The sequence below is a fragment of the Nocardioides soli genome (assembly GCF_014191495.1).
GTDB lineage: Bacteria > Actinomycetota > Actinomycetes > Propionibacteriales > Nocardioidaceae > Nocardioides > Nocardioides soli.
In genome coordinates, this window is sequence record NZ_JACHWR010000002.1 from 969,440 (window position 1) to 982,469 (window position 13,030).

General features: G+C 71.5%; 13 protein-coding genes. 9 read left to right on the forward strand and 4 right to left on the reverse strand.

Features of this window, described 5'->3' with window-relative positions; all coding sequences use genetic code 11:
• Positions 1-909, forward strand: a complete 909-nt coding sequence (locus FHU40_RS15065) for an ABC transporter permease (RefSeq protein WP_183593107.1) — start codon at positions 1-3, stop codon at positions 907-909.
• 451 nt (positions 910-1,360) lie between these two features.
• Here FHU40_RS15065 and FHU40_RS15070 read toward each other — a convergent pair whose 3' ends face one another.
• A complete protein-coding gene (locus FHU40_RS15070) occupies positions 1,361-2,467 on the reverse strand; it encodes an NDMA-dependent alcohol dehydrogenase (protein ID WP_183593108.1) in 1,107 nt (368 codons plus the stop codon).
• A 218-nt stretch (positions 2,468-2,685) separates the two neighbouring features.
• Between FHU40_RS15070 and FHU40_RS15075 the strand changes: the two genes are divergently transcribed.
• From FHU40_RS15075 to FHU40_RS15095, 5 genes are all read left to right on the forward strand, one after another.
• Positions 2,686-4,908, forward strand: a complete 2,223-nt coding sequence (locus FHU40_RS15075; protein ID WP_183593109.1) for a cytochrome P450/oxidoreductase — start codon at positions 2,686-2,688, stop codon at positions 4,906-4,908.
• Between the two features lie 280 nt (positions 4,909-5,188).
• Positions 5,189-6,013 carry a fumarylacetoacetate hydrolase family protein gene (locus tag FHU40_RS15080; RefSeq protein WP_183593110.1) on the forward strand — a complete coding sequence of 275 codons (825 nt, stop codon included), beginning with the start codon at positions 5,189-5,191 and terminating at the stop codon, positions 6,011-6,013.
• A gap of 69 nt (positions 6,014-6,082) precedes the next feature.
• Positions 6,083-7,246 carry an amidohydrolase family protein gene (locus FHU40_RS15085; protein ID WP_183593111.1) on the forward strand — a complete coding sequence of 388 codons (1,164 nt, stop codon included), beginning with the start codon at positions 6,083-6,085 and terminating at the stop codon, positions 7,244-7,246.
• Complete coding sequence (locus tag FHU40_RS15090) at positions 7,243-8,025, forward strand: aldolase/citrate lyase family protein (protein ID WP_183593112.1); 783 nt, start codon at positions 7,243-7,245, stop codon at positions 8,023-8,025. The genes FHU40_RS15085 and FHU40_RS15090 overlap by 4 nt, the downstream gene beginning before the upstream one ends.
• The gene (locus tag FHU40_RS15095) at positions 8,025-8,417 is read left to right on the forward strand and encodes a cupin domain-containing protein (RefSeq protein ID WP_183593113.1); all 393 of its coding nucleotides are present in this window, start codon (positions 8,025-8,027) and stop codon (positions 8,415-8,417) included. Before FHU40_RS15090 ends, FHU40_RS15095 begins: the two co-directional genes overlap by 1 nt.
• Positions 8,418-8,441: 24 nt before the next feature.
• On the opposite strand, the gene FHU40_RS15100 is transcribed toward FHU40_RS15095, so the two are convergent.
• Together FHU40_RS15100 and FHU40_RS15105 are read right to left on the reverse strand one after the other, a co-directional pair.
• Entirely contained in the window at positions 8,442-9,071 is a 630-nt protein-coding gene (locus tag FHU40_RS15100) for a response regulator (protein WP_183593114.1), read from the reverse strand.
• Positions 9,068-10,267, reverse strand: a complete 1,200-nt coding sequence (locus tag FHU40_RS15105) for a sensor histidine kinase (RefSeq protein WP_215526602.1) — start codon at positions 10,265-10,267, stop codon at positions 9,068-9,070. The genes FHU40_RS15100 and FHU40_RS15105 overlap by 4 nt, the downstream gene beginning before the upstream one ends.
• A gap of 258 nt (positions 10,268-10,525) precedes the next feature.
• Between FHU40_RS15105 and FHU40_RS15110 the strand changes: the two genes are divergently transcribed.
• The 3 genes from FHU40_RS15110 to FHU40_RS15120 are packed head-to-tail and all read left to right on the forward strand — an operon-like array spanning position 10,526 to position 12,788.
• Complete coding sequence (locus FHU40_RS15110; protein ID WP_221199849.1) at positions 10,526-11,587, forward strand: ABC transporter permease; 1,062 nt, start codon at positions 10,526-10,528, stop codon at positions 11,585-11,587.
• On the forward strand, positions 11,584-12,333 hold the full coding sequence (locus tag FHU40_RS15115) for an ABC transporter ATP-binding protein (protein ID WP_183593116.1): 750 nt from the start codon (positions 11,584-11,586) through the stop codon (positions 12,331-12,333). The genes FHU40_RS15110 and FHU40_RS15115 overlap by 4 nt, the downstream gene beginning before the upstream one ends.
• Positions 12,330-12,788: a DUF2871 domain-containing protein gene (locus tag FHU40_RS15120; protein ID WP_183593117.1), complete on the forward strand. Its 459-nt coding sequence runs from the start codon at positions 12,330-12,332 to the stop codon at positions 12,786-12,788. The genes FHU40_RS15115 and FHU40_RS15120 overlap by 4 nt, the downstream gene beginning before the upstream one ends.
• Before the next feature lie 21 nt (positions 12,789-12,809).
• On the opposite strand, the gene FHU40_RS15125 is transcribed toward FHU40_RS15120, so the two are convergent.
• Positions 12,810-13,001: a hypothetical protein gene (locus tag FHU40_RS15125; protein WP_183593118.1), complete on the reverse strand. Its 192-nt coding sequence runs from the start codon at positions 12,999-13,001 to the stop codon at positions 12,810-12,812.
• Between the last annotated feature and the right edge of the window lie 29 nt (positions 13,002-13,030).

Genomic DNA, 13,030 nt, shown 5'->3' on the forward strand with positions numbered 1-13,030 from the left:
ATGAGTGTCGCGATGGACCTGGAGACGATCCTGGCGGCGTCGGTCCCCCTGACCGTGCCGCTGCTGTTCGCCGGGCTCGGCGAGTACGTCGCCCAGCGAGCCGGCACCTTCAACCTCTCCGTCGAGGGGATGATGCTGGGCTCGGCGTTCGCGGCCGCGTACGGCGCCTCGGCCACCGGCTCGCCGGTGGTCGGGCTCCTCTGCGGCATGCTCGCCGGCCTGGCGGTCGCCTTCGTGCACGGCAACCTGAGCCATCGGCTGCAGCTGAACACCTACGTCGTCGGCCTCGCGCTCAACATGCTGGTGCTGGGCGTGACCAACTACCTGCTCTCCACGACCGTGCTGGACATCCCGCGCGGGTCGGCGTGGCAGGTGCCGCTGCTCTCGGACCTCCCGATCATCGGCAAGGCGTTCTTCGTGCAGCCGTGGGTGGTCTACCTGATCGCACCGCTGGTGCTGCTGATCTGGTACGTGCGCCGCACCCGGCTCGGGCTCGAGCTGCGGGCGGTCGGGGACGACCCGGGCGCCAGTGACCTGACCGGCATCAACGTCAACGCCCGGCGCCGCCAGGCCCTGCTCTTCTGCGGGCTGTGCTCCGGGGTCGGCGGGGCGTACCTGTCGGTCTTCCAGTCCGGGTCGTTCACGTCCGGCATGACCGCCGGTCGCGGCTACATCGTGATCGCGGCCGTCATCTTCGGTGGCTGGATGCTGCGCGGCGTGATCGGCGCGTGCGCCGTCTTCGGCGTCGCCCAGGGCCTGCAGCTGGCGCTTCCCGCGATCGGGTACTCGGTCTCGCCGCAGCTCCTCGCGGCCACGCCGTACCTGCTCGCCCTGTGCTCGCTGGCGGTGCTCGGGGCCAGATCGAAACGGCCACTGGCGCTCGGCATGCCCTTCGCGCCCGTTCGGTAGGGCGTGTCTCCCGATCGGCCGCCAGCTGCGCACCGATCGGGAGGCACGCCTGAGCCAGACTGGAAGGCGGTTTCTCCTGACCCATGGATGGGTCAGGAGGGGCACCCCAGCCCCTTGCCCGTCAGCCGCAACCCGCACGACACGCCGAGTCGACCCGGCGAGTCGTGCGGGTTTCGGCGGTCAGCCGGTGAAAACGCGCGTTGACAGGTTCCGTGGTACGACGAAGCTCCGTCGTCCCGGCGGGAGTTGGGTCGTCCCGGTGGGACACCCACCGCCGCGTGCCGCCCCGCGGATAGTCCGTCACGAAACGGTTGCCGAACGCGCGGAACGACAACCAGAACGTGACGGACTATCCCGATCGGGGCCGACAAGCCCGTCACTGCCCGACGGGAGGGCCGGAAGAAAAGGGGGTCGCACCGGCTGGTGCGACCCCCGTTCCTCGTCGTACGGCTCAGTCGAAGAGCACGACCCCGCGCAGGTTGCGGCCGGCGTGCATGTCTTCGTAGCCCTGGCCGATCTCGTCGAGGGAGTAGGTCCGGGTGACGATCTCGTCGAGCTTGAGGGCGCCCGCGCGGTACATGTCCAGCAGGGCCGGGATGTCGGCGGTCGGGTTGCACTGGCCGAAGAGCGAGCCCTGGAGCCGCTTCTGGTAGAGCGTGAGCTCGGTGAGGCTGATCGGGGCGCCGACCTCCGCGTTGTTGCCGAGGCCGGTGACGACCGCGGTGCCGCCCTTGCGGATCGCGCCGAAGGCCGCGCCGACGTGCTCTCCGGTGACGACGCCGACGGTGACGATGGCCGCGTCGGCGCCCTGGCCGTTGGTCAGCTGGCGGGCCACGTCGGCGGCTTCGTCCATGGTCGCGAACGCGTGGGTGGCGCCGAACCGCTTGGACTCCTCACGCTTGAACTCGACGGGGTCGACGGCGATCACGGTGGTGGCGCCCGCGTGGGCGGCGCCCTGGACGGCGTTGATGCCGATGCCGCCGATGCCCATGACGATGGTGACGTCGCCGGGCCGGACCGCGGCCGAGTTGACCGCGGCGCCCCAGCCGGTGGCGACGCCGCAGCCCACGAGGCAGGCCTTGTCCAGCGGGAGGTCCGGCGCGACCCGGACGACGGAGCGCGCCGAGACGGTGGTGGTCTCGACGAACGCCGAGACGCCGCACATCTGGCCGACCGGCGTGCCGTCGGTGAGGTGGAGCCGGGGCACCTCGGGCGCCATCCAGACCTTGCCGCCGTCGTCGCAGAGGTTCTGCATGCCCGTGGCGCACCAGCGGCAGCGTCCGCAGGCCGGCAGGAACGAGAACACGACGTGGTCGCCCTCGGCCAGGTCGTCGACGCCGGGCCCGACCTTGGTCACCACGCCGGCGCCCTCGTGGCCCAGCGCGAAGGGGTAGATCGCGACGGGGGAGTCGCCGACGGCGATGTGGTCGTCGGAGTGGCACAGCCCGGCTGCGACCAGGCGGACCTGGACCTCGCCCGCGGCCGGATCGGCCACCTCGAGCTCGACGACCTCGTAGGGTCCGGGGGCGTTGCGCACGATCGCGCCTCTGGTTCGCATGGGGCAGATCCTTCGTGTGTCCGGGGCGGCTCGGTCGGGGTTCGGAGGACCGCGGGGACCAGTGGCCCGAGCGCGGAACACCGTGGCCGCGTGCTGTCGCATCCGACGCTAGGACAGCAGCGCTGATTGCGCAATGCGAGACGTTGACTCACTTTGTGAGACGTTGTTACTGTCTCCGTGAGTTCAAGCACACCGGTACGGCTGATGAGGGACAGGGCATGCCAACCTACGAGAAGTTCGACCACCATTCAGCGGAATGCCGCGACGACATCGTCGGCTACTACGCGGCGTTCCGGGACAAGTGCCCGGTCGGCCGGACCGACGCCCACGAGAACGGCTACGTCTACCTCACGCGGTACGCCGACGTCTTCCAGGTCGCCCGCAACGACGCCCTGTTCTCGTCCACGCGCGCGGCCGGCAACCTCGAGGGAACCGCGATCGTCATCCCGAGCGGTCCGTTCGGCGGCAACATGCAGTACCCGCTCGAGCTGGACCCGCCGGACAACGTGGAGTACCGCCGACTGCTCGACCTGATCCTCTCCCCGGCCGCGGTCGACGAGCTGCGCCCGATGATCGCGCGGCACGCCTCGCGGATCGTCGACGAGTTCATCGAGTCCGGCAGCGCCGACCTGGTCGAGGTGCTGACCAACCCGCTGCCCAGCGCGGTCACCCTCGACTGGATCGGCTTCCCGGAGGAGGACTGGATGCGGATCGGTCGCCCGATCCACGACGTCTTCACCTCTGAGCCGGGCAGCGAGCGCGCGCAGCGCGCCTACGAGGGCATGGCCTACATGGAGAAGCGGCTCGCCGAGATCATCGCCGAGCGCCGCGCCAACCCCGGCGACGACGTGATCAGCCGGCTGCTGGCGGAGCGCAAGGCAGACGGCTCGGAGTTCACCGACGCCGAGGTCTTCTCCGTGATCGGCATCGCCATCACCGGCGGCGTCGACACCACGACCTCGCTGACCGGTTCGGTGCTCGTCCACCTCGACGAGCACCCCGAGATGCGTCAGCAGCTCATCGACGCGCCCGACCTCCTCGTCGACGGCACTGACGAGTTCCTGCGCCGCTACGGCTCGGTGACCGCCATGTCCCGCACGACGACTGCCGACACCGAGATCGGCGGCTGCCCGGTGCAGGCCGGCGAGCGCGTGCTGGTCCCGTGGTTCGCGGCGAACCACGACCCCGAGGTGTTCACCGAGCCGCACGAGGTCCGCCTCGACCGCGACGCGAGCCGCCATCTGACCTTCGGCATCGGCACCCACCGCTGCCCGGGTGCCCACCTGGCGCGGGCGATGTTCCAGGAGATGATCCACCAGGTCCTGACCCGGCTCCCCGACTACAAGGTCGACCGCGAGGGCGTGGTCGGCTACGCCTCGCGCGGCAACCACATGGGCTGGGACGTCATCCCGGCGACCTTCACGCCCGGCCCGCGGGTGGGCGACCGGATCGACCAGTTCCAGGGCGCCAGCCACGACAACGAGACGTACGACGTCGTCCTCGACGCGGTCGACGTGGTCGCCGAGGACGTCCTCGCGATCACGGTCCGCGCGGCCGGCGGCGGCACGCTGCCCCGCTGGCAGCCCGGTGCCCACCTGGAGATGCGGCTGCCGTCGGGCCGGCTCCGGCAGTACTCGCTCTGCGGTCAGCTCGACGACCCGTCGTCGTACCGGGTCGCGGTGCTGCGCGAGCGCGCGGGTCGGGGTGGCTCCGAGGAGCTCCACGACATCGCGGTCGCCGGCCGGGAGCTGACCGTGCGTGGCCCGCGCAACCACTTCCCGCTCGTCGACGCCGACGGCCACCTCCTCATCGCCGGCGGCATCGGGGTCACGCCGATCCTGGCGATGGCCCGCTCCCTCGCTGCGCGGGGCCGCCCGGCCCGGGTCGTCTACGGCGGCCGCTCGCGCGCCACGATGGCGTTCGCCGACGAGCTCACCGCGCTGCCGGGGATCGAGGTCGACCTGGTCCCCCAGGACGAGCAGGGGATACCCGACCTGCGCGCCGCGATCGACGCGACCGCGCCCGGAACGGCGATCTACTGCTGTGGTCCGAGCGCGATGATCTCGGCCGTGCAGGCGCTGTGCGACGAGCTCGGACGCCGCGCCGACCTGCACGTCGAGCGCTTCGCGGCCAGCGACGAGATGGAGGCGCGGCTCGCCTCGACCGAGAACAACAAGCCGTTCAAGGTCGAGCTGGCGCGCTCCCATCAGGTGCTCGACGTCCCGGTCGACAAGCGCCTGATCGAGGTGGTGCGGGAGGTCCTGCCCGGCCTCAACTACGACTGCGAGAAGGGCTTCTGCGGCTCGTGCGAGACGCGGGTGCTGGCCGGGAAGCCAGAGCACCGCGACGAGGTGCTGAGCGACGCCGAGCGCGAGTCGTGCAGCACGATGATGATCTGCGTCAGCCGGTCCCAGTCGGACCGGATCGTCCTGGATCTCTGACGCCGCGCCGGGCGCGATCCGCCCGGTCGGCCGCGTCCTGAGGGCGACACGGCGGAGCCGGTCCGCACGGGCTCCGCCGTTTCTCGTCGCCCCCTGCTGATCACCCCTGCCGATCGCCCGGCGAGCCTGGCTCGCCGGGCGCTTCGTCATGCCCGGGGACGGCGCCGCACCCCTGATCGGCGGTCTATGACGGGCCTCCGCAGGGTGCTTCGGCGACCTCTCCGGACCCCATGGCTGTATCACTTGACACGATACCGTCTCGCATTGAAAGATGGTTGACATGCACGCAGTGACCACGCCTGCCGGCATCGGTCGCGTCGAGAACGACGAGATCGCCTTGCTGGACACGCCTTTCCCGGACCTTGGAGCCGTGCTCCAGGAGACCGGATCCTTGGACGCCCTCCGCTCGACCCCGGTGGTCGAGCGGGTTCCGCTCGCGTCGGCCGAGCTCGGCGCGCCGCTCGGTACGCCGCGGGCGGTGTGGGGGATCGGGCTCAACTACAAGTCCAAGGCGGCGCGGGCCGGCCGGGACCTGCCCACCGATCCGATCCTGTTCCTCGCGGCCTCCTCGGCCGTGCTCGCGCCGGGGAGCTCGGTGGCGCTGCCCGAGGACTCCACCCAGCAGATGGACTACGAGGCCGAGATCGCCGTCGTGATCGGCCGGCCGCTCTACTGCGCCGAGCCCGACCAGGTCTGGTCGAGCATCGCCGGCATCACCGCGGCCAACGACATGACGGCGCGCGACGTCATGCGCAGCACCTCGATCCCGGTGCTGGCGAAGAGCTTCCCGGGGTTCAAGCCCCTCGGCGCGTCGGTGTGCACGCTCGACGAGCTGGCCGACCGGGACAGCATCCCGGTGCGCAGCTGGGTCAACGACGAGCTGCACCAGGACGACACCAGCGCGGGCCTGATCTTCCCGATCCCCGAGCTGATCTCGAGGATCTCCCGCTACGCGCCGCTGCAGCCCGGTGACGTCGTCCTGACGGGCACGCCGGCCGGGACCGGCCAGGACCGGGGCTGCTTCCTGGCTCCGGGCGACCAGATCCGCGTCGAGGTCGGGCCGGTGTTGCCCCTGACCACCTCGGTCGCGCGCCAGACCGCTTGACCCTCGTCGCGGCACCGTCGCGCCCGCACAGACCGAATCTCCATCATCCACCTGGCCCTAGGAGCCGATATGACCGACCCCAACCAGCCGACCTACGACCTGATCCTTTCCGGTGGCACGGTGCTGGACCCGGCCTCGGGCCTCAACGCACGCCGTGACGTCGCGATCCGGGGCGACCGGATCGCCGCGATCGACACGGGCCTGAGCGCCCCCGGCGCGAAGGTCGTCGACTGCACGGGCTCGACCGTCGTACCCGGCCTGGTGGAGGGACACAGCCACATCTTCGAGCAGGTCTCCAAGGTCGGCGCCCCCGCCGACGAGGCGCACCTGCGCCGCGGCGTGGTCGCGGTCGCCGACGCGGGCACCGCCGGTGCCTCCACCTTCGCGGCCTTCCAGCGCGTCGTGGTCGAGGGCAACGCGATGCGCGTGGTGAACTTCCTCAACGTGTCGGTCCTGGGCCTGATCGACTTCCGCTTCGGCGAACTGCTCAACCCCGACACCCTCGTCGTCGACGACGCGCTCGAGGTCGCCGCCGCGAACCCCGACGTCGTGCGCGGCTTCAAGATCCGGCTCTCCGAGGACGTCGTCGGCCCGAACTGGATGTCGCTGCTGAAGAAGTCGATCGAGCTGGCCGAGCAGGCCCGCCTGCCGCTGATGGTGCACATCGGCGAGACCGAGGAGCCGCTGCCGGTGGTCCTCGAGCAGCTGCGGCCCGGCGACATCGTCGCGCACTGCTACACCGGCAAGCCGCACGGCATCCTCGACGACGACAAGGTGCTCGCCCAGGTCCTGGAGGCGCGGGAGCGCGGCGTGCTGTTCGACTCCGCGCACGGTCGCAGCAACCTCAGCTTCAACGTCGCCCGCCAGGCGATCGCCTGCGGCTTCCTGCCCGACATCCTCAGCTCCGACACCAGCGCCCGCAACTGGCGCGGTCCGGTCTTCGACCTGGTGACCAGCATCGCCAAGCTGGTCGCGCTGGGCGCCCCCCTGGACGAGTGCATCCGTCGCGCCACCGTCGCGCCGGCCGAGCTGCTCGGCCTGGCCGGTGAGGGCTACGGACGCCTCGAGGTCGGCGGCCGCGCGGACGTCACCGTCCTCACCGAGACCAGCGAGGTCGAGCTGCCCGACGCCTCGGGCAACGTGATCACCGCGCCGCGCCTCGAGCCGACCACCGTCGTGCACGAGGGCGCGCTGGTCGAGACCACGCCCTGGCGGGGAGAAGCGACCGCGTGACCTCGGTCCACGACACCCGACGGGCGCTGCGGTCCCGGCTCGCCGATGGCGAGCCGGTGACCGGCACGTTCGTCAAGCTCGGGTCGTGCGACGTCGTCGAGCTGGCCGCCGCGGCCGGCCTCGACTTCGTCGTGGTCGACCTGGAGCACTCGGTGCTCGACGAGCGCGACGCGGTCGCGCTCGTCCGCACCGCGGACCTGTGCGGGCTGGCGGCCCTGGTCCGCCTGCCCGCCGTGCAGCCGGGCCTGATCGCGCGGCTGCTGGAGAGCGGCGCGGCCGGCATCCAGCTCTCGACGCTGCGCACCGTCGCGGAGTCGAGGCAGCTGCGGGCCGCCTGCCGGTTCGCACCCGAGGGCGAGCGCTCGATCAGCCTCGCCAACCGGGTCGCCGGGTTCGGGGCGAGCGCGCTGGCGGACTTCCTCGACCAGGAAGCCGCGGCGCCGCCTCTCCTCGTCGGACAGATCGAGACGCTCGTGGCCGAGCCGCTCGACGAGGTGCTGCGCGGGCTCGACGTCGCGTTCGTCGGCACCACCGACCTGTCGGTGAGCCTGGGGCTGCCCGCGGCGGACACCCTGGACCGCGCCGTCGACTCGATCCGCGAGGGGGCGGAATCGGCCGGCGTCGCGTTCGGTGGCTGGGCGGCCACGCCCGCGGCCGCCGCGGCGCTCGCACCCGCCGACTACGTCGTCGTCGGCTCGGACCTGCAGCTGCTGGCCACCGGGCTGCGCTCGCTGGCCGGCCCGACCGCGCATGCCAACGACAACCCTGGAGGTACCTGATGTCCGCGCTCAACGAAGCCCTCTTCGGCAAGGTCGTCAACTGGGACCGGATCCCGCAGCAGGAGATCCGGCCCGGTGTACGCCGTCGCATCTTCGCCACCGACGACGTGATGATCGCGCACCACGAGCTCGACGTCGGGATGGACCTCAACCCGCACAGCCACGAGGACTTCGACCAGCTCGTCTACATCGCCGAGGGACGCTGCTTCTACTACGTGGACGGCGTCGCCAACGACATGACGCCCGGGTCCTTCCTGCTGGTCCCGCGCGGGGCGGAGCACTACGTCGAGCCGACCGAGGGCCCGTGCGTCAACATCGACATCTTCGTGCCGCCGCGTGCCGACCTGCTCGCCAAGCTCGACCTCGGCCCGGCGCTCGCCGAGTCCGATTGACGGCGGCCACCAGTGGATCCAGGCTCACCCGCGCCGGATGTACCCGGCCTGCCGGGCTGCGGCGACGGCGGCGGTGCGCGAGGTGACGCCGAGCTTGGGATAGATGTGCGCCAGGTGTGACTTGACCGTCGTCTCGCTCAGGTGCAGCCGACGGGCGATGTCGAGGTTGGACAGCCCCTGGGAGACCAGGTCCAGGACCTCCAGCTCGCGCTGGCTGAGCGCCGTCGTGGTGTCGCGCATCCGGGAGAGCAGCCGGTTCGCGACGGCCGGAGCCAGCGCGGTCTGTCCCGACGCCGCGGCACGCACGGCGGCGCTGATCTCCTCCGGCGGGGCATCTTTGAGCAGGTAGCCGGCGGCGCCGCTCTCGATGGCCGTCACGATGTCGCTGTCGGTGTCGTAGTTCGTCAGCACCAGCACGGCCGGCGGCTCCGGCAGCCGCCGGATCTCCGCCGTCGCGCCGGCGCCCTTGAACTCACCCTGGAACTGCAGGTCCATCAGGATCACGTCCGGCCGGATCTCCCGGGCCAGCGCGACGGCCTCCTCGGCGGTCCCGACCGCCGCCACGACCTCGATGTCGTCGTCGGCCTCGAACAGCGCGGTGAGGCCGGTCCGCATCACCGGATGGTCGTCAGCGAGCAGCACCCGAACGGTCATCGATCCACCTTGAACTTCGCCGTCACGCTGGTGCCGGTCCCCGGTCGCGACTGCACGACCAGCTCGCCGCCCAGCCCCTCGACCCGCTGCCGCATCGCCCGCAGCCCGAAGGACTCACCGCCGATCGACCGTGACGAGCCGGCCGCGTCGAACCCGCGGCCGTCGTCGACGACGTCGATGATGACCTCGTCCTCCAGCCGGGTCAGCGTCACGTCGACCCGTCGTGCCCCGGCGTGCTGCACGACGTTCGCCAGGGAGCTCTGCGCCACCCGGAGCATCGCGGTCTGCACCGGAGCCGGCACCGAGTCGAGCGACCCCTCCTCGCCGGTCAGGCTCACGTGGGCCTGGATGCCGCTGGTGTCCCGTGCTTCGTCCACCAGCCGCGTCAGGGCCTCGAGGAGGCTCGACCGTCGCAGCCCGGGCGGCGCCAGTTCGCTGATGAACTGCCGGGTCTCCGCCAGCGCCCCGGTCGCTGCGTCGCGCGCCTGCCGCACGCGGCGGCGGGCGTCGTCGGGGTCGGCGCGCTCGGCGACGTGCAGGAGCATGACAATGCTCGACAGCGACTGCGAGACGGTGTCGTGGATCTCGCGGGCGAGGCGCTCCCGCTCGTCGGCGACCCCGGCCGCGCGCTCCGCGGCCGCCAGTTGGGCCCGGGTCGAGTTCAGCTCCTCGATGAGGGCCCCGCGCGCGCCGATCTCGCGCGCCAGGGACCGGTAGCCGTAGCCGAACACCAGAGCCACGGCGGCCCCGAGGATCGGGCCGAGGACGCCCGCGGCGGTGAAGCCCGCCTGGGCTCCGAAGGCCACGACGGCGAACGCCGTCGAGAGCGCGACCGCCAGCACGGACCGCCAGCCCGAGAAGGCCTGGAGGTAGAGGAAGAACAGGGCGAACACGAGGTAGACGGCGGCGCCGGTCGAGCCGGCCAGCGCCATCCACTCGACCGTGAGCGCGACCACCCAGAGCTGGTCGCGACGGGCGCGGCCGGTGCCCTCCGGCAGACCGCGCAGCGCCCCGAGTGCGTACGTGCCGAGGAAGAGGGCGACCAGGCAGAGCGCGACGAGCTCTCGCCCCGACTGCTCGGGAGCCGCGGCCAGCACGACCACCGTCAGCACGACGACCAGCGCGTGCAGCGCGGTCCGCAGGCCCGACGAGATCGCTTCGAGCGAGCGCGTCGCAGCAGTCCTGTGGTCGACCACGGTATCGGGTACCTCTCCACCTCTGGCTCGCGAACCGCCCGGCCGCGATCACCAGTCTACGAACGGGTGCCGACCTGCGGTTCCATCGAAAGTAGGAGAGCGCCGTCCAACCTCAGGGCAGCGACGACCGGTCGTAGCGACGATGATCCGGGCCCCGGAGGCGATGACACTGATGACAGGCCGCGACCGACCCGGTCGCAGGCGCAGTGGGCAGAGCCGGAAGGAGCTGGACAGCAGGTGTTCGTTGCTTGGCGCGAGATGCGAGGTGCCACGACCAGGTTCGTCCTCGTCGGGGTGGTGGTCGCCCTCATCACCGGGCTGGTCACGTTCCTCAGCGGGCTCATCGGGGGCCTCGTGCAGCAGAACATCTCCGCGATCACGGACCTGCCGGCGGACCGGATCGTCTTCGGTGTCCCAGCCGGCGGGAACCGCTCGTTCGAGGACTCCACCGTCACGGCGCGGCAGGCCGACGCCTGGGCGCAGGCGCCCGGTGTCGAGAGGGTGGACGCGGTCGGCATCGGCCAGACCCGACTCGTGCTGGGGGACGCGCAGCAGTCGGTCACGGTCTTCGGCTCCGACCTGTATCGGCAGTACCTGCCGGCCGGTCAGGACCGGGAGGACCTCGCGGGTGCCGTGGTGGTGCCGCGCGGGCTCGCCGAGGAGCTGCGTGCCGATGCCGGTGACCGGGTGCTCATGGGCGGGCGACCCCATCGCGTCGTCGTATCGGATGCGACGCAGTGGTACTCACACATGCCCGTCGTGTGGACCAGTCTCGAGACCTGGCGCGACCTGGGCGGAACGAGCGAGGCGGTCGCGCCGTTCGCGACCGTCCTCGCGGTCAGCGGCAGCGGGATCGACGTCGAGGCCGCGGACGCCGCAGCCGGGACGGAGTCGACGACCGTCCGGGGCTCCCTGTCCGCGCTGGCGTCCTTCACCTCCGAGGTGGGGTCGCTGCTGCTGATGGTCGGGCTGCTGTTCGCGATCTCGGCGCTCGTGATCGGCGCCTTCTTCAACATCTGGAGCATGCAGCGCAGGGGCGACGTGGCGGTCCTCCGGGCGCTCGGCGCCACGACGCGCAGGCTGATGACGGACGCGCTGGGGCAGGCACTCGTCCTGCTCGTCGGTGGTGTCGTGGTCGGGCTCGCCCTGGCCTCGTCGGGAGCACTCCTCGCCTCGGCAGGGCTGCCCTACGTCTTCAGTCCGCTGACCACCCTGGCTCCGGCGGCCATCACGATCGCGCTCGGCCTGCTCGGGGCCGCGGTCGCGACCAGGTCGGTCACCCGGATCGACCCGCTCGTCGCCTTGGGGAGCAACCGATGATCGATCTGTCCCACATCACGCTGACCTATCCCGACGGCGGCGAGGGGCGGCTGGTGGCCGTCGACGACGTCGACCTGTCGATCGCCGGCGGTGAGACCGTGGGCATCAGCGGACCGTCGGGCTCGGGCAAGTCCAGCCTGCTCGCCGTCGCCTCGACCCTGGTGCTTCCGGATCGTGGCAGCGTCCGGATCGGCGACGTCGAGGCGACGACGCTGGACCTGCGCGGACGAGCCCGCCTGCGCCGGGAGCGCATCGGCATCGTCTTCCAGCAGGCCAATCTGCTGCCGTCGCTCACCACCCTCGAGCAGCTCCTCGTGATGGGCGAGCTCACCGTGGGTCGCCGTCGGCGCCGGAGTCGCATCGACACGCGGATCCGTGCGGTCGAGCTGCTCGAGGCGGTCGGGCTCGACGGGCACCTGGACAGTCTTCCGGCCGAGCTCTCGGGGGGTCAGCGGCAGCGGGTCAACGTCGCCCGTGCCCTGATGAACGAGCCCGCCCTGCTGGTAGTGGACGAGCCCACGAGTGCGCTCGACCGGCAGCGCGGCGCCCAGCTCGTGGAGCTGGTCGTCGAGCTCACGCGCCAGTACCGCACGGCGACGATGCTCGTGACCCACGACCCCGGCGTCATGGCCCGGATGGACACGACCTACTGGATGGTGGACGGGCGGCTCGCCCCGACCCGCGACCCGTCCGGCCCGAACGACCGTGACGATCACGCACCCATCGAAAGGACCAGGACCGGATGAAGAAGATCTACGTCGCCGCACTCGCCTACCTGATCGCGGGCCTCGCCGGAGGCCTGTTCTATCGCGAGTACACCAAGGCCCACGACTACACCGGTGACACCCAGCTCGCCGTCGTGCACACCCACCTGCTCGCGCTGGGCATGCTGCTCTTCCTGATCGTCCTGGCGCTCGACGCGGCCCTCGGGATCTCGGGCCACCGGCTGTTCACGCTGTTCTTCGTGTTCTACAACAGCGGCCTCGTCGTCACGGTCGCGGCGATGACGGTGCACGGGATCCGCGACGTCCAGGGCGAGGACCCGCTGGCCGCCGTCTCGGGCATCGCCGGCCTGGGCCACATCCTGATCACGCTCGGCCTGATCCATCTCTTCCTGGCCATCCGCAAGCAGGCGGCGCCCCGGTGGCGAGCCGCGGAGGCGGGCGGTGCTCGTGAGGCCGAGGTCGGCAGGGCCTCCTGAGCCCCTCCGAGGGCGGACGCGTCAGCGGATCTGGCAGCACAGCAGCACGCAGGCCCAGCACATCGGGGTCCTTCCGTCGTGCTCGCACTCGTCGACCGTGACGAGCCGGTCGACGCGCCAGGCGGTCCACCAGCCCCACAGCCGCATCCGGGTGCCGAGGTGGGGCAGCCGCTGCCGCTGTCCGGGTCGAGGTCCTCGGGCCACGGAGGTCATCGCTGTCGCCCCTTCTCCAGGTCCACCCG